Origin of the sequence: Phaeobacter sp. JH20_37 (assembly GCF_048056015.1) — a bacterium.
GTDB lineage: Bacteria > Pseudomonadota > Alphaproteobacteria > Rhodobacterales > Rhodobacteraceae > Phaeobacter > Phaeobacter bryozoorum.
Map to the genome: position 1 here is coordinate 189050 of NZ_JAYMWW010000001.1, position 16311 is coordinate 205360.

A 16311-nucleotide genomic window follows, 5' to 3' on the forward strand; every position below is an offset into this window, starting at 1 on the left:
AGTAGGTGGCAGTGCCAAGTTCATCAGACTGCGCGCAAAAATCAATCTGTCGCAACATAATCGGATCCTTTAGACAGGTCCATAACACGGAATGGAACAAAGACCATGGGCATGAGCGGTCAGAGAGGCAGGGAGGGCGCCAGCGCTGCACCCAGGGGCATTGATGTGCGGGTGCTGGTGGTGATCCCGACCCTGAATGAAGCGGCTGCGATCCGTCCCTGTCTCGAAAGCCTGCTGCGCGACCCGCTGCTGCGCGATCCAGATCGGTCTGCGCTGGTGGTGGCGGATGGGGGCAGCGATGATGACACGGTGGCCATCGTCGAGAGCTTGGCCGAGACAGCGCCGATCAAGATACATGTGCTGCATAATCCGGACCGGATTCAGTCCGCAGGCATCAATCGGGCGGTTGCTGAATTTGGCGGCGGCTTTGATGTGCTGCTGCGCTGTGATGCCCATGCGATCTATCCGGCGGATTATGCAACCGCCCTGTGCGCGGGGCTGCGGGAGGACGATGATCGTGCGGCGGTCGTGGTGGCGATGCAGTCCGAAGGTCGCAGTGAATTCGGCAAGGCGGCGGCCTGGGTCGTGGATACGCCCTTCGGGTCGGGTGGTGCGGCACATCGGGGAGGTCGGACCTCGGGCTATGTGGATCACGGGCATCACGCGCTGATGGATCTGCACTGGTTCCGCCGGGTTGGCGGTTATGATGCGAGTTTCAGCCACAATGAGGATGCTGAGCTGGATTGGCGGTTGCTGGCGGCCGGAGGGCGTATCTGGCTGGCCGGTGATGTGCGGCTTGGCTATGTGATGCGTAGCACGCCTGCCGCGCTATGGCGGCAATATCAGAACTATGGCGCAGGCCGTGCGGCAACATTGATCAAACACCGAATGCGGCCACGGCTGCGGCAGATGGTGCCGGTTGCCAATCTCCTCCTATGTGGACTGGCACTGGTCGCGGCACCCTTCTGGCCCTTGGCTCTGATCTGGCCGCTGGTTTACCTGACTGTGGTGATTGTGGTGACGGGCATCGCCTGTTTGCGACTGGGGGGTGCCGGGATCTGGTCCGGGGTGGCTCTGGTGCTGATGCACATGGGCTGGGCGCTTGGTCTGGTGCGGGCGATGGCGCGGCATTCTGTTCAATCGGCCCTGGCGGGTGCGGCGGGGCGCAGGGTGAAGCGATGAGCGAACGGATTTCGATATTACTCTGCACCTATCGGCGCCGCAGCGTGGTGGACACATTGCAGAGCCTGGCCGCTTTGCGCGCACCGCAGGGCTATACGATAGATATCATCGTGGCGGACAATGATACCTCGCCGTCGGCGGACCACTGGGTGCGCGGCTGCGCGACCTCCTGGCCGGTCAGCTATGTCCACGCGCCGGCACGCAATATCTCTCTGGCCCGCAACGCCTGTCTGGCCATGGCGCGCAAGCGGCGGTCGGATTGGGTTGCCTTTGTCGATGATGATGAGGTGGTTCCGCCCGACTGGATCGAACAGCTGATGCGCCGCGCCATGGAGACCGGCGCGGATGTGATTTCAGGGCCGGCCATCGCACGTTACCCGCAGCATGCGCCGCAATGGATGGTTGATCAGGACTGGCACAGCAACTGGCCGGAACTGCGCGTCGGCAATGGCGGTGGGGTGCAGTTACAGACCGCCCATAGCTGCAATGCGCTGATGCGGTTTGCCGGTCGCCCGTGGGATGGGCTGGAGTTTGATCTCTCTCGCGGCACGAGCGGCGGCGAGGATACCGCCTATTTCTTTGCGCTCTCACATCTGGGCGCGCAGTTTGCGATCTCGGCCGATGCGGCCGTCTTTGAGCTGGTTGCGTCGGATCGGTTGCATCTGGGCTGGTTGGCAAAACGGCGGTTCCGCATGGGGCAGAGCTATGCGGCCAGCGCATCGGGGCTGCTGGCACGGACAAAACTGGCTGGGGCGGCGTTGGCCAAGGTTGCCTATTGTGTCGTTGCGACCCTGCCTGTCCTGCCTGTCGAGCCGCGCCGGAATTTCTGGCTGTTGCGGGGGCTGCTGCACCTGGGCGTGCTGGCGGGATGTTTTGCCCTGCCACAGCCGCAGATCTACGGCGGAGCAAAGGATCAAGAGCCGCCGCCGCAGCGGATCCGTGGCTGACATATGGCGCAGTTGCTCTGTTTTGCCTCCGATCTGACTGACGTGGCCCAGTTGAGACGGCTGGAGTCTTTTCAGGCGCTTGGGCATGAGGTGATCTCGGTGTCCTCGCGCAAGGGGCCGTTGCCGCAGGTGAGCTGGCAGAACATTGATCTGGGCGAGATTGGTCAACACGGGCTGTTGCGCCGGGGGCGTCTGGCGCTCTCCACTGCGTTGCGTGACCCACGGCTGCGGCCATTGGTGCAGCAGGCCGATCTGCTGGTGGCGCGCAATCTCGATATGCTGGCGCTGGCCGCCGCGCTGCGGCGGCGGAGCGGCAGCGCGGCGCCGCTTGCCTATGAGGTGCTGGATATCCATTCTCTGTTCGAGGGCAGCGGCCCGAAACCCCGGATCGCCCGCTGGGTCGAGCGGCGGTTGATCGCGGCGGCGGAGGTGCTGTGGCTGTCGTCGCCCGGTTTCCACGAAGGGTATTTCGTGCCGGTACAGGGTTTTGTTGGCCCCTGGTATCTGGTGGAGAACAAGATGGTCGTGCCGGACCGCATGTCACGACCCGTCGCGGGAGGTTTTCATGGCGCGGCATCCGGGCCGTTGCGGCTGGGTTGGATCGGCGCCATACGCTGCCGACCGAGCTTTGAGCTGCTGCTGAGCGTGGCGCGGCAAATGGGGCCGACGATCGAGGTGCATATTCACGGCAAGATCCACGACCATGTCTTGCCTGATTTTCATGACCGGATCGCCGGGTTCGGCAATGTCACCTTTCACGGGGCCTACGCCTACCCGGAGGGTCTGGCTGCCTGCTACCGCGGCTGCGATGTGGTCTGGGCGCAGGATTTGTGGCAGGCGGGCGAGGCCCGCGCCGGTGGCAATTCGGATCTGCTGCTGCCGAACCGCATTTATGAGGCCGGCTGGCACGGCTGTCCGGTGATCGCCGTGGCGACGACGCAGACCGGCCGCAAGATTGAGGAGACAGGGCAGGGCTGGACCCTGCGCCGTGCTGATGCCGCCGAGCTGGTCGGGCTGTTGCAGCAGCTGACGCCGGACCGGATCGCCGCCTGTCGCAATCGGATCGCGGCGCTGCCCGAGACGATGTTCCGTCAGACCGCCGATGATGTGACGGCGTTGCTGGCTTCAGCCGGGATCGGCGTTCCGGGCCAAAGGCGTGAGACCGGGCCGAAGAGATGAGGCCGCGTCAAAGAGCGGCTCGTAGAGTGACATAAAACGCTCACCGCCGCGCTGGAGAGACAGGTTCTCCAATACGTAATCGCGGGGGCGATAGTTTGGCAGCGCCGTCCAGAAGCGATCAAACTGTTCTTCCATATTGTCGATCTGGAACCGCATCCCGCAGCGGTCATCGAAATAGGGCACCGAACTGGGGGTGACGTCACCCTGTGCCAGGATCCGCTGTGAGGGGTCGACCAGCACCCCCTCATCCCAGGCAAAGACTGGCAGGTTCGCCGACATGGCTTCCTGATAGGCCAGCCCTTGGGTTTCGTGTTCGGTGCAGAAAAGTACCGCACGGCTGCGGCTCACCAGATCGCGGTACTGTGCGGGCGTATGATGCCCGTAGTCCAGTTCGCGCCAGCTGAGCCCGCGCGCGGTCAGCATGTCACGCAGGGGCTGGAGCAGATCGCATTCGCGGGCGGTTTCGCGATGCCAGCGGACCTTGTTGTAGAAGAGCAAATCAATCGTTTTTCTGTGACCCGACATATCGGGCCAGGCATCGGTGTCGATGCCCACGAACATCGGTGCGAATTGTGCGCGTGTCTCTGCCGGATTGAGCTGGATCGGCCAGGCTGACGGGTAGGTCACGACTTTCAGGTTCACCTGTTCGCGAAGCGCTGCAAGGTCGCTGCTGTCCGGCACGCGTCCGGGACCGTAAATGGCAGGGTTGCGCAGTCCAAAACGGGCCAGCGGCGGCAGATATCCACTCAGGCCGATCGGGTGATCCGGATGTCCGCGGGCAAAGTCGAAGTCATTTATCACCACATCGTGACCGAGACGCCGAAGGCTTTTGGCAAGATTCGTGAAGGCGACGTAGAAGCCGGTTCGCGGTTGTGCGCCTTTCATCAGGCGATAGCCATAGCGCAGGCGCTCACGCAGCTGCGACAGGGTTTGGCCGTGTGGGACATCGTAGGCTTTCAGATCATAGCCATCAAAGAACAAAGGGATTTTCACGATGGCAGGTCCTGGGCGCTGACCGGAAATAGGGTGCTGTCAACCTAACAGCCGCGCGGGAAGAGGTCGATGGTCTGGGCGCTTTGGTCTGTGGTTTCGACCGATTGATAAAATGCTTTGCATATTTTGCGCAGGGTTATTTTCGCCCGGAGGGCCTTTGTTAACGGGTTCAGGGCAAGCTGCTCCGGTGTTTTGAAAGGTGGAGTATACGATGTCGCTAAGAAAACTAACAACCGCAGCGGTACTGGCCATGGCCCTGCCGACGCTTGGACTTGCTCAGCAGGGCGTGTCAGAGACTGAAGTTCGATTTGCACAGGTCGCCGCACTTGAGGGTCCGGCTTCGGCGCTGGGGCAGGGGATGCAGCTTGGCCTGCAAGCCGCGTTTGCCGAGGCGAATGCTGCGGGTGGTGTTCACGGACGCAGCATCGTTCTGGACAGTATGGATGACAGCTATGAACCTGACCGATCGGCCACGCTGGTCAAACAGGTGATTGCTGATGATCAGCATATTGGCCTGATCGGCGCTGTTGGCACCCCGACCGCATCGGCAACGCAGCCGATCGCGACCGAGGCTGGCATGCCGTTTATCGGCCCCTTCACCGGTGCTGGTTTCCTGCGCGATGCAAGCCACGGGAACATCTTCAACGTCCGTGCCACATATGCGGCGGAAACCGAAGCCTGGATTGCCCATCTGGTGGATGAGCTGAACATGAGTTCCATCGCGCTGCTCTATCAGGATGATGGTTTTGGTCGCGTAGGCCTGGCTGGCGTTACCGCGGCACTGGAAAAACGCGGCATGACCCTCGCCGCCGAGGGCACGTATACCCGCAATACCACCGCTGTGAAGAAGGCGCTTCTGACCATCCGCAAGGCCGAACCGGATGCGGTTGTGATGGTTGGCGCCTATAAGCCGGTTGCCGAATTCATCAAGCTGGCGCGCAAGCTGAAGTTCAATCCGACCTTCGTGAATATTTCCTTTGTGGGGTCCGACGCGCTGGCGAAGGAACTGGGCGAGGCCGGTGAAGGTGTGATTATCAGCCAGGTTGTGCCGTTCCCATGGGACACTTCGCTGCCAGTCGTGGCGCAGTACCAATCCGCACTGAAGGCGGTGGATGCCGCAGCCGAGCCGGGTTTCGTGACACTTGAAGGGTATCTGACAGGTCGTCTGGCCATCCGCGCTCTGGAAGAGGCAGGTGCCGAGCTGACCCGTGAAAGCTATCTCGCGGCCTTCGCCGGGCTGAGTGAGGTGGATCTGGGCGGAGTCACCATGCGCTTTGGTCCGGATGACAACCAGGGCATGGATGACGTCTTCCTGACCCATATCGCGAAGGATGGCAGCTTCCAACCTGTCGTGGCAGGCGGCGAATCCTGAAAAAGCGCCAGATTGAGGCATGTCTGATGCCTCAATCACCCGGCCTCTGCCGGATTTCTGTGCAAAACCGAGTGGTTTTAATGGACTCATGGGGCGAATAATGACGAAGCAGACACGTAAACGCGCGACACGGCGGTGGAATCCGTTGTCCAGTATTCGCGCCAAGATGTTTCTTATCCTACTGGCGATGGCCGGTACTTCGGGTGCCATCGGCTATGCGGTGACGCGGGCGTTTGAACAGGTGGCCGGAGATGTGCATGTCCTGTCCGGGGAAAAGCTTCCTGAACTGGAACTGAGCGGTCAGATGACCGCTGCTGCGGCCCGAACCAAGGACGCGATGGTTGCGGTGATGCTGGCTGATACGCTGAATGCGCTCGACTTTGCCAAGAGCGATGTGACAACGGCGGTTCGCGCGCTTGATAGCGCGGTGGAACAGCTGCCCGAAGTGCTCCGTGATGAATTCAAACCAGATCTGGTTATGGTCGAGGAGGCGCTGGATGCCTCCATTGACGCCCGTACCATTGCTTTCAAGAATGCTGCGGCAGTGATCGCGATGACGGCCGAGCTGCAGGAAATGAGCAGCGCCATGCAGGTCACGCTCGCCGAGATGGCAAAGGAGGCCTATTCGAACCTCACCAAAGGCGGTGAGCAGACGATGTCTGCAGTCGATGCGACTTTGACCGATCTGGTCGAGGTGAAATTTGCCACCCTGCAGTCGCTGTTGCAGGCGCGTGCGGAAATCAACCTGATTTCCGGTATCGCCCTTGCCATCGGCGATACCAAGGACCGTGCCATGCAGTCGATCCTGACCGATCTGGCCAAGGCATCGGATGGCCGTCTGAACGAGGTGATCAACACGCTGGAGGTCGAGGCGCCTGGTGTCGTACCGATCTTTGCCATCCGTGATGCTGCTGCGGTGCTGCAGAAGGCGGTTTCGCGCGCGGGTGCTCAGTCCAGTGCCCTGCGTCAGGAGGTGCTGAGTGCGCGCCTGTCCAGCGATACCGAACTGGCCACTGCGGTCGATGACATGGTGTTTGAGGTGACATTGGCGGCTGACGATGCCAGCACCGACAGCAAGAAGGCAATTCAGGGTCTGCTTGCGAATGAGGTCGGTTTTCTCAACACATTGCTTGAGATCAATACCTGGATCAGCAATTTCCAGGTCGCAGCATTGGATGTCGTGACCGCGCAGGGTCTGGTGCAGACCCGCGCTGCTGCCGAACCGATGGAGCGAGCCGCTGCCGCTCTTGCAGACTACAAGACGTTTGACGAAGGACGGCTGGCCGCGCAGCTCGACGAGATCATCACGCTGGCGGCACCCGATCAGGGGCTGGCGGTTTTCCGAATTGCCTCGCTCACGGCAGACGCGGATGCGACCAAAGCGGCCAATGCAACCGCCAATGCGGTGCTTCAGATCGCGAGCCGTGCCTCGCTTCTTGGCTCCGGCAGCCGGGGTGAAATTGCCTATATGGCCACCGACATTGCAGCGACCGTAGACGAGGCTCGCGCCAATATCGAACGGATGCTGATGGTGGCGGGCGGGCTCCTGATGGTGGCGCTGCTGCTGACCCATTTCCTGGTCCAACGACCGCTCAACGCGATCAGCCGGACCACCGAGCGGCTCGCCGATGGTGATCTGAGCCCGATCAAGGGATTTGAGCGCACCAGCGACGAGATCTACCGCATTGCACAGGCATTGACCGTGTTCCGTGACGGGTTGGTGGAGAAAGAGGAACTGTCCAAGGCCACCGAGGAGGAGCGCGCGATCCATCAGGCGCAGCAGACCGCTGCCGTTACGGCGATCGGTCAGGGTTTGGCCCGGCTTGCACAGGGCGACCTTTCGGCGCGGATCAACGAAGAACTGACCGAGGGCTACGCCCAGTTGCAGGCGGATTTCAATCAGACGGTTGAGACCTTGAGCAGAACCGTGATGGATATGGTGGATGTTGCCTCTTCCATTCGCAATGGCGCCGATGAGATCAGCCAGGCTTCCGATGATCTGTCGCGGCGGACCGAAAGCCAGGCGGCGACGCTGGAGGAGACCGCCGCTGCCCTGGATGAGCTGACAGCCAGTGTGAAATCCGCAGCTGAGGGCGCGCGTTCGGTTGAGACCACCACCCAGGCCGCAAAGAGCGAAGCGATCGAGAATGGCAGCGTTGTCAGCAGCGCGGTCTCTGCGATGACGGAAATCGAGGAGAGCTCCAAACATATCGCGCAGATCATCAGCGTGATTGATGACATTGCGTTCCAGACCAATCTTCTGGCTTTGAACGCCGGTGTCGAAGCGGCGCGCGCTGGCGAAGCGGGTCGTGGGTTTGCGGTTGTTGCCTCCGAAGTGCGTGGCCTGTCGCAGCGCACATCCGAGGCGGCGCGGGAAATCAAGACATTGATCAGCGAGAGCTCGAAGAAGGTCGACTACGGCGTCGAACTCGTCGGCAAGGCTGGCACTGCGCTGAGCGGCATCGTGGCACAGGTCGGGCAGATCTCGCAGCAGGTCTCCGATATCGCCGATGGCGCGACGGCCCAGTCCACCGGGCTGCATGAGATCAATATCGGCATGTCGCAGCTGGATCAGGTGACCCAGCAGAATGCGGCAATGGTGGAGCAATCCACCGCCGCCAGCCATATGCTGCGCGGGGATGCGACCAAGCTGGCGGAGCTGGTGGCGATTTTCACCGTAGCAGGAGACGGGTCCGAGACCCCGGAGGCGGTGGTCGATGCCGCTGAGCAACACACGTCCGGTGACGGCTGGGAGGAGCAGGACATGTGGGCTGATGAGCCGGAAGATTGGCAGAACACCGGCTAAGCCTATCCTGATTTAGGTGTCGATTCATCTGTGACCGCAGCCGCCTTTGCGCCGCTGCGGTCGCGGTTTTTGGGTGGACATTTCTCGGAGCCGCTAAAGACCCGTGTCAGGATCGCGAAGATAGCGCCGTCGCATCCGGCCTGTATTCTGGCAGCACTCGCTACAGGGCGTAGAGATCGGATCCGCAAAGCCAATAAGACTCATCGCCTAGCGGCGCGGATGGAGATCATCACCAATCGCGGCATGTCGGTGCTGTCGCCCATGGCCATGCTTGGCCAGATGCGGGTGATCGTCGGGCAGTTCAGGGTGATCATGCGCCACCATATCGGCATTTCCGCGCCACAGCTTCGCGGCGAGCAAGAGACCGACGGCGGCAATCAGCCCGAGCACCAGAAAGGTCGTGTTGAAACCGGCGCGGGCGCCGATCTGCCCTGCCAGCGGATAGGTCACCAGCCAGCAAGCATGGCTGAGGGCAAACTGTGCGGCGAAGAGCGCCGGGCGATCTTCTGCATTAGCCGAGCGTCGCAGCAACCGCCCCGTTGGCGTCAGGGCCAGGCTGAAGCCAAAGCCAAGTATCATCCAAAGAACAACCAGAAGCAGGAAGCTGTTGGCCAAGGGGCCGAGAAAGAGCCCGAAGGTGAGGATGGCGCCGCCTGCCAGCATCGGCGGACGGTCCGGCATATGGTCCAGCATCCGTGGTAGCAGCAGCGCGGCCAGCATCGACCCGCCGCCAAAGGCTGCAAGGGCAATGGCCACCTCGGGTTCCTGCAGGCCGAAGCTGCCTTTCACCAACACAACCGTGTTGACGATGACCATCGAGGAGGCCGCCGCAACGACAAGGTTCAGTGCCAGCAGGCCCCGCAGTCGCGGCGTCGCAAGATAGAGCCGTATGCCACGCGTTGTGCGGGCCCAGATCGTGCGCGGTTTGCCAGGCTGGGGTGATGGGATCGGCACGGATAGCACCAATAGGGCAGAGGTCAGAAAACCGATGACCGTGCCTGCAAACAACATCGGGAAACTGACCACGGTCAGCAGCGCAGCCGCAAGTGCCGGCGACAGCAGGCTTTCCAAATCATAGGCAAGTCGCGACAGCGAGAGCGCGCGCGTATATTCTGCCTCATCCGGCAGCACATCGGGAATGGTCGCCTGAAACGTCGGCGTGAAGCCTGCAGAGGCGGCCTGCATCAGGAAAATGAGGCAATAGATCTGCCAGATCTCGGTGACAAAGGGCAGCGCCAGCGCCACACCGGCGCGGATCAGGTCGAGCGAGACCAGCATGGTGCGCCGGGGCAGCCTATCGGCCAGGGCGGCCGCGATTGGAGCGAGGCCGACATAGGCCACCATCTTGATCGCGAGGGCCGTGCCGAGAACAACGCCGGCGTCCTCCCCTGCGATCTGCCATGCCAGCAGGCCAAGCGCAACCGTCGCCAGCCCGGTGCCGAGCAGCGCAATGACCTGTGCGGCCAGCAGGTGACGATAGGTCCGATTTGCAAGAACAGTGAGCATTCCGACCTATTCATATATGTTGACTGGAGTTACCGCGCGGCGCAGCCGCCAGATCTCTCGTGATCAGGGCGCGGGATTGCCTGGTTTGGCTGGCCTGTCGGCGTGGTCTGTTTCCCGCTGACCCTAGCCCGCCGCAGGCGGTGTGGCAATCGCGGCGGCGACACGTTCGGCAGTTAGATGCGCCTGGGTTTGCAGCCAGTCGACAAGCGTGCTCACCTCAGGCCGATGGCTGTTTCGATCCGAGGGCAGCACCAGATGATGGCCATGCTGGGTCGACAGGGCAATATCGCTGGCGCGGCGCAATGTGCCGCGCTCAAGATACGGCTGGGCAAAGACATCAGCAACCAGAGCAACGCCCAGACCACGATTGGCCAGTTCAAGTGCAATCAGCGATTGGTCGACCTTGTAGGCTGGTTCGGGGACTGTAACGCCGGGGGCGTGCAGCGCAAAGAAATGGCGCCAGGTGTCGACAACGCCGGTCATTTCGATCAGTGGCAACCTGTCCAATTCGGAGCAGGGGGAAGTGCCCAACAGGCTGGGTGTCGCCACTGCAATGACCGTGTTCTGGAGCAGCGGCAAGACGGGGCCATCGCGCCAGCTGCCATCGCCATAGCGAATGTCGACATCTATCGATTCGCCCTGCGACAGCTCACTCCATGATGACGACAACACCCGAAGCCGACTGGCGGGATATTGTTTTCTGTAGTCGCCCAGCAATGGCATCAGCCACAGGAGGTTCAGAGACGTTAGACAGCGCAGGGTCACCTCCTGCTCGGTCCCTTTGCCAAAGAGATTGCAGGTGGTCGCGTCAATATCGGCAAAAGCCTTGGCCACCACGGGCAGATAGGCATGTCCCAGCCGTGTGAGGCTGAGCAGTTTGTGGTCGCGGCGGAACAGCTTGTGGCCCAGCTGCGCCTCAAGCCCGCGAACCTGATAGCTGACGGCAGAAGGTGTGAGGCCCAGCTCCTCCGCCGCCAGGGTGAAGCTGCCGTGCCGCGCACTGGCATCAAAGGCACGGAGCCAATTCATCGGAGGAAGATCGCTGTACATAGGCGCAGAATACCCATGCTGCGAATTTTTTTAAGGTAGCGACGAACTATTTTTCGTTTCCGCTTTGCGATCAGCTTTGTCACGATCTGACGATAAAGACTTTGCGGACGGTCAGGCAGTGACGCGATTTGACTACATTATTATTGGCGCAGGGTCTGCGGGATGTGTGCTGGCGGAACGGCTGAGCCGCTGCGGCCGCCATAAGGTGCTTGTCCTTGAGGCTGGCGGGCGTGGGCGCTCCCCCTGGATTGCGCTGCCTCTGGGCTACGGCAAGACGTTTTTTGATCCTGCGGTGAACTGGAAATATGAAAGCGAACCCGAGGCGACGCTCGCGGGGCGGCGCGGCTACTGGCCGCGTGGCAAGGGGGTTGGTGGTTCGGGCGCAATCAATGCTCTGGTCTATGCCCGCGGGGTGCCACAGGATTTTGACGATTGGGAGGCCGCGGGCGCGACGGGCTGGAACTGGGAGACCGTGCATCAGTCCTACAAGGCGATGGAAACCCAAGTGGCGCCCGATGGGCGGCGGCAGGGAAGCGGTGCGCTGCATGTGCAGGATGTATCGGACCAGATACACCCGGCGAACCGGCATTTCTTTGCCGCGGCGGCTGAACTGGACCTGCCGAGTACCGGCAATATCAACGATCCCGGTGGCGAAGGCGCGGCGGTCTATCGGATCAACACAAGCGGTGGTCGCCGGATGCATTCGGCGCGGGCATTTCTGGCACCCGCGCTAAAGCGGGTGAATGTGACCTTGATGACCGGTGCGCTTGTGGAACGGATCATTTTTGACGGTCGTCGTGCCGTTTCGGTACAGCTGCGGCGGCGCGGCAGATTGATGACGATATCGGCCGGACGTGAGATCATCCTGTCCGGCGGGGCTGTTGCCTCGCCCTGTCTGCTGCAGCAATCGGGGATCGGTCCTGCGGATCTGCTGAGCAGGCACGGGATCGAGGTGGTTCAGGAGCAGGCCCATGTTGGTGGCAATTTGCAGGACCATCTGGGGATCAACTATTATTTTCGCGCCACAGAGCCGACCCTTAACAATGTGTTGTCGCCCTTGACCGGAAAGCTCCACGCCGCCCTGCAGTATGCGATACGCCGCAGGGGCCCGCTGGCGCTGTCGGTGAACCAATGCGGCGGGTTTTTCCGCAGCGCGCCGCATCTGGGCCGCCCTGACCAGCAGCTCTATTTCAATCCGGTAACCTATACCACTACGCCTGACGGCAAGCGTGAGGTGATCCAGCCGGATCCGTTTGCCGGGTTCATTATCGGCTTTCAACCCGCCCGTCCGACCAGCAGGGGCCGGATCGACATTCGCAGCGCCGACCCAACTGCCCCTCCGCTGATTCAGCCCGGCTCTCTCGCGACTGAGGAAGACCGCGCGCAGGTTATCGCAGGGGGGCTGCTCTGCCAGAGGTTGGCAGGCACATCGGCATTGACCCGGCTGATCGAGGCTCCAATGGGGCCTGATCTGCGGCAGATGACAGATGCCGACATCCTGTCGGATTTCCGCGAACGCTGTGGCACGGTGTTTCATCCGGTCGGGACCTGCCGTATGGGGGCGGATGCAAGCACCGCCGTTGTCTGCCCCAAGCTGAAGCTGCACTGGTTTGACGGGCTGCGGGTCGTGGATGCCTCGGTCTTTCCCAATATCACCTCGGGCAATACCAATGCTCCGACTATGATGCTGGCCCATCGGGCGGCTGATCTTATTTTGGAGGCCGGATGAATACGCCCTATTCAGCCTCGGGTGCGGTGCCGCTGCAGGATGATCGCGGACAACAGGACATCGGGCCGCGTATTTGCCGGATCGAGACATTCTGCACGCCCTTGGTGGGGTTTGTCCGGGTTACCTCGGAGGATGGCCAGCAGGGTTGGGGGCAGGTTTCGACCTATAACAGCGATCTGACCTGCGAGATCCTTCATCGGCAGGTGGCGCCCTGGGCCTTGGGCCGGGGTATGGATGCACTTGAGGCGGTGATCACCGAGATCCCGCTGCGCGAGCATAAATATCCGGGAACCTATCTGCGGCGTGCGATAGCGGGCTTTGATACGGCGGTTTGGGATTGGCGCGGCCGGGTGGCCGAAAAACCAGTGGCGGTGTTGCTGGGCGGGTCGCCGGGTCCGGTCCGGGCCTATGCCTCTTCGATGCGGCGCGATATCACACCACTGGACGAGGCGGACCGGCTCAAAACCCTGCGTGACAGCCACGGGTTTGACGCATTCAAGGTGCGGGTCGGCGCCGAATGCAGCGAAGACCGGGATGAATGGCCGGGGCGGACGGAGACGATCATTCCGACGATCCGGGCAGCATTGGGAGATCAGGTCTCCCTGCTGGTTGATGGCAATTCCGGGTTTTCCCCGAAACGCGCCATTGAGGTAGGCCAGCGCCTGCAGGACCATGGGTATGAGCATTTCGAGGAACCCTGCCCCTATTGGATGCTGGAGCAGACGGCGGAGGTGACCCGCACGCTGGATCTGGATGTGGCGGGCGGTGAGCAGGATTGGGATTTGCAGGTCTGGCGTCGTATGATCGAGATGCGCGCGGTTGATATCATCCAGCCGGATATTCTGTATCTGGGCGGGATGACGCGAAGTATGCAGGTTGCGCAGCTGGGTGCGGCGGCGGGGCTGCCCTGCACGCCGCATTGCGCGAACCTGTCTCTGGTCACCCTGTTCACGATGCATATGCTCCGCGCCGTCGATCTGCCCGGGCGCTATCTGGAATTCTCTATCGAGGGCGATGACTATTATCCCTGGCAGCGGGATCTGTTTGTCACTGATCCATTCCGCATCGACAACGGTCAGGCGACGGTCACTGATCAGCCCGGCTGGGGCATCGAGATCAACCCGGAGTGGCTGTCAAAGTCGACATATAATTGTAGCGAGATTTAGATGTGCCCTGTGCGCTTCTGACGGCCGGTTGGTTCGGCGTCAGGGCGCTACCGGAGCTGGCGCGCGAGTGGGGGTATCGAGAAATTGACAAAAACACTCGTCTTTGCGGTTGCAGAGTGACCCGTGTCGCCCCATTTGTGGGCAAAGATGCCCGGTAACGCATAAGGTTCGATATGCCCAAGACTCCCAGCCCCTGCATTGATGTCTGCAAATTCAAGCGTGAGGGACATTGCATCGGCTGTTCGATGACCAAGGCCCAGAAGTCGCTGTTCAAAGCGTTGAAGAAAGACAGCCACAGGCGCGCGTTTGTCAGGATGCTGACCGCGCAGCAGGGCCAGCTGGGAAAATACACACATTGGGACCTTGCCTACCGCAAGAAACTGGCAAAACGAAAAAACGCGGCAGAGGAGATCCTCTGACCGCGATTATATGTCTTTGCCGGTCTGGGTTGTTCACCCACCGCCGTTGTCGTGTCAGCCCGCCAGATGCGAGCGCAGGAACCAGGCAAATTTTTCATGGGTCTGGCCGCGCGCAATGCACAGATCCTCGGTCAGCGTATCACCATGATCGGCGGCCAGCGCACCGCAGCCTGCAAGGGTCGCGGCGAGGGTTTCCTGCGCTTCCATCATGATCCGGATCATTTCCTGATCGGTCGCATGGCCGTCGTGTTCGGCAACTTTGGAGCGTTTCAGCATCCCGGCCAATGTGCCCTCGGCATGGGCATCCAGTGCACGTACGCGCTCGGCAAGGTCGTCCTGCCCCAGAAAGTGATCTTCGTAGATTTTCTGGAACAGATCATGCAGCGGGCCGAATGCCATGCCCTTGACGTTCCAGTGGAAATTCTGGGCCAACATCGTGGTGACAGCGGTTTCTGCCACGGATTGGTTCAGAGCATCGGCGATTGCGGTTTTGGCATCGGTCGAGAGTGCAGCAGCGGTCTGTGTCATCATGTTCCCCATTGTTCCAAAAAATAGCTGGCTGGCAGGAAGCTGGCTTGCTGTGATACACAACATAGCCATCCGGGGGCATATGGCAAGAGTTTTTAGAACGATTCTAAAACTTAGGAAATTGCTCGGAAATACGGCCCAGAAGAAACCCGATGTAGCGCCGCCGCGCCGGGTCGATTTGCGACCGCAGCAAGAAGCCGAGGCTGTCATAATCCTTTGCTGATACACAGGACAGGCAGCGCATCACCCAAGCTTCGTCGAAGGAGACCTCTGCCGTGCCGGGCCGAAACCATTTGATTCGACGTGGCATTGCCTCTGGCAGGCATTTCACAAGAGTATCGACATAGGTGCGTCTGGCATCCTCTCCATCGACACAGAGCAGCGCGCAGGCTTCGAACAGATCGGTCCGCGCGGCGGCGCGGCAGCCCATCGCCGCAAGACGCAACGTATTGAGTGCATTATATTCCTGCTCATCGAGCAGGGGAGTACTGCGCAACCGGTCAGGGGTTGTCACCTGCGGCAGGGACAAGGTCTGCACTGGCATCATGGGTGATGAATCCGTCTATCTAGAGGGGCATTTGGGCGCCCCGGCTAATTCCTGACTAAATATATTGGTTTTATGGGCGCTCACAAGAGATGAACAGGCGCGCTAGCAAAATTCGCGCTGTATGCCCTGCGGCGTGCGGTATTAGCTGCGGTTCTCCGCAACCAGCGCCAGCAGCTCTTCCTTGGTGCGGGAAATATGTCGGGTCAGGGCGTCGCAGGCGGCCTCGACATTGCGGGCCTGCGCCAGTGCGAGGAGGTCGCGATGCTCGGCCTTGGCGGGTTCGCGCTGTTTCATCACGCTGAGATGCATGCGCACAAACCGGTCGGAATGAAGGCTGAGCCCCTGTAGCATCTCATTGGTCAGCTTACGTTCGGCAGCAGCATAGAGCGCAGAGTGGTAGCGGTGGTTCAATGCGCCCCAGGTTGCCACGTCATCAGCATCATAGGAGGCGTCCATTTCATCCAGGATCTGGCTGCATCTTGCGAAGTCAGTGCTGGTCATCGCAGGGATCGAGCGACGGAACAGATCGACCTCGACCAGGATGCGCAGATCAAAAATCTCCGCGATTTCGCGCAGCGAATGTTTGGTGACTGTTGCCCCGCGGTTATTCGCAAAAAGCACCAGCCCCTCGGCATCGAGCCGTTTCAGAGCTTCGCGCACGGGCATCCGCGAGACATCGTACTCCTCTGCCAGTGCCTCCTGGCGGATCGGTTCACCTTCGGCAAGTTCACCACTCAGGATACGCTCGCGCAAATCGGCGGCGATCACGTCGGGGAGGGTGCTGCGGGAGATGGCGCGCTTGGCTGCCATGGGAGCCTCATGGGTCGGGGTTACGCAGGTGCCAATCTGGCGGTTGTTGTTCGGGTGTGCCCTGCCGGGCCGCGCGG

14 protein-coding genes are annotated in these 16311 nt (G+C 61.2%); 8 read left to right on the plus strand and 6 right to left on the minus strand.

Annotation, left to right across the window (positions count from 1 at the left end; genetic code table 11):
* Positions 1 to 111 precede the first annotated feature (111 nt).
* The 3 genes from VWZ87_RS00900 to VWZ87_RS00910 are packed head-to-tail and all read left to right on the plus strand — an operon-like array spanning position 112 to position 3308.
* The gene (locus tag VWZ87_RS00900; protein WP_416536894.1) at positions 112 to 1182 is read left to right on the plus strand and encodes a glycosyltransferase family 2 protein; all 1071 of its coding nucleotides are present in this window, start codon (positions 112 to 114) and stop codon (positions 1180 to 1182) included.
* The gene (locus tag VWZ87_RS00905; protein WP_416535371.1) at positions 1179 to 2129 is read left to right on the plus strand and encodes a glycosyltransferase family 2 protein; all 951 of its coding nucleotides are present in this window, start codon (positions 1179 to 1181) and stop codon (positions 2127 to 2129) included. Before VWZ87_RS00900 ends, VWZ87_RS00905 begins: the two co-directional genes overlap by 4 nt.
* A gap of 3 nt (positions 2130 to 2132) precedes the next feature.
* Positions 2133 to 3308 carry a glycosyltransferase family 1 protein gene (locus VWZ87_RS00910; RefSeq protein ID WP_416535372.1) on the plus strand — a complete coding sequence of 392 codons (1176 nt, stop codon included), beginning with the start codon at positions 2133 to 2135 and terminating at the stop codon, positions 3306 to 3308.
* On the opposite strand, the gene VWZ87_RS00915 is transcribed toward VWZ87_RS00910, so the two are convergent.
* Positions 3255 to 4301: a glycosyltransferase gene (locus VWZ87_RS00915; RefSeq protein ID WP_416535373.1), complete on the minus strand. Its 1047-nt coding sequence runs from the start codon at positions 4299 to 4301 to the stop codon at positions 3255 to 3257. The genes VWZ87_RS00910 and VWZ87_RS00915 overlap by 54 nt on opposite strands.
* A 211-nt stretch (positions 4302 to 4512) precedes the next feature.
* Here VWZ87_RS00915 and VWZ87_RS00920 point away from each other — a divergent pair, with 211 nt between their 5' ends.
* Together VWZ87_RS00920 and VWZ87_RS00925 are read left to right on the plus strand one after the other, a co-directional pair.
* A complete protein-coding gene (locus VWZ87_RS00920; protein ID WP_340547554.1) occupies positions 4513 to 5673 on the plus strand; it encodes an ABC transporter substrate-binding protein in 1161 nt (386 codons plus the stop codon).
* 100 nt (positions 5674 to 5773) lie between these two features.
* Positions 5774 to 8479 carry a methyl-accepting chemotaxis protein gene (locus tag VWZ87_RS00925; RefSeq protein ID WP_416535374.1) on the plus strand — a complete coding sequence of 902 codons (2706 nt, stop codon included), beginning with the start codon at positions 5774 to 5776 and terminating at the stop codon, positions 8477 to 8479.
* A gap of 207 nt (positions 8480 to 8686) precedes the next feature.
* Here the strand turns inward: VWZ87_RS00925 and VWZ87_RS00930 are convergent, their stop codons facing one another.
* Together VWZ87_RS00930 and VWZ87_RS00935 are read right to left on the minus strand one after the other, a co-directional pair.
* Complete coding sequence (locus tag VWZ87_RS00930; RefSeq protein ID WP_416535375.1) at positions 8687 to 9985, minus strand: MFS transporter; 1299 nt, start codon at positions 9983 to 9985, stop codon at positions 8687 to 8689.
* Positions 9986 to 10108: 123 nt separating this feature from the next.
* Entirely contained in the window at positions 10109 to 11014 is a 906-nt protein-coding gene (locus tag VWZ87_RS00935; RefSeq protein WP_416535376.1) for a LysR substrate-binding domain-containing protein, read from the minus strand.
* A gap of 139 nt (positions 11015 to 11153) precedes the next feature.
* Between VWZ87_RS00935 and VWZ87_RS00940 the strand changes: the two genes are divergently transcribed.
* The 3 genes from VWZ87_RS00940 to VWZ87_RS00950 all read left to right on the plus strand — a co-directional run bounded on the left by VWZ87_RS00940 (position 11154) and on the right by VWZ87_RS00950 (position 14349).
* The gene (locus tag VWZ87_RS00940) at positions 11154 to 12764 is read left to right on the plus strand and encodes a GMC family oxidoreductase (protein WP_416535377.1); all 1611 of its coding nucleotides are present in this window, start codon (positions 11154 to 11156) and stop codon (positions 12762 to 12764) included.
* Entirely contained in the window at positions 12761 to 13930 is a 1170-nt protein-coding gene (locus VWZ87_RS00945) for a mandelate racemase/muconate lactonizing enzyme family protein (RefSeq protein ID WP_416535378.1), read from the plus strand. Before VWZ87_RS00940 ends, VWZ87_RS00945 begins: the two co-directional genes overlap by 4 nt.
* Positions 13931 to 14103: 173 nt before the next feature.
* Entirely contained in the window at positions 14104 to 14349 is a 246-nt protein-coding gene (locus tag VWZ87_RS00950; RefSeq protein WP_416535379.1) for a DUF1289 domain-containing protein, read from the plus strand.
* A 54-nt stretch (positions 14350 to 14403) separates the two neighbouring features.
* On the opposite strand, the gene VWZ87_RS00955 is transcribed toward VWZ87_RS00950, so the two are convergent.
* The 3 genes from VWZ87_RS00955 to VWZ87_RS00965 form a co-directional block, all read right to left on the minus strand.
* Positions 14404 to 14877 carry a Dps family protein gene (locus VWZ87_RS00955; protein ID WP_340547561.1) on the minus strand — a complete coding sequence of 158 codons (474 nt, stop codon included), beginning with the start codon at positions 14875 to 14877 and terminating at the stop codon, positions 14404 to 14406.
* Between the two features lie 106 nt (positions 14878 to 14983).
* Positions 14984 to 15424 (minus strand): hypothetical protein, encoded by a 441-nt coding sequence (locus VWZ87_RS00960; protein WP_416535380.1) that lies wholly within the window; start codon positions 15422 to 15424, stop codon positions 14984 to 14986.
* Positions 15425 to 15565: 141 nt separating this feature from the next.
* A complete protein-coding gene (locus VWZ87_RS00965) occupies positions 15566 to 16234 on the minus strand; it encodes a GntR family transcriptional regulator (RefSeq protein WP_340547563.1) in 669 nt (222 codons plus the stop codon).
* Positions 16235 to 16311 lie beyond the last annotated feature (77 nt).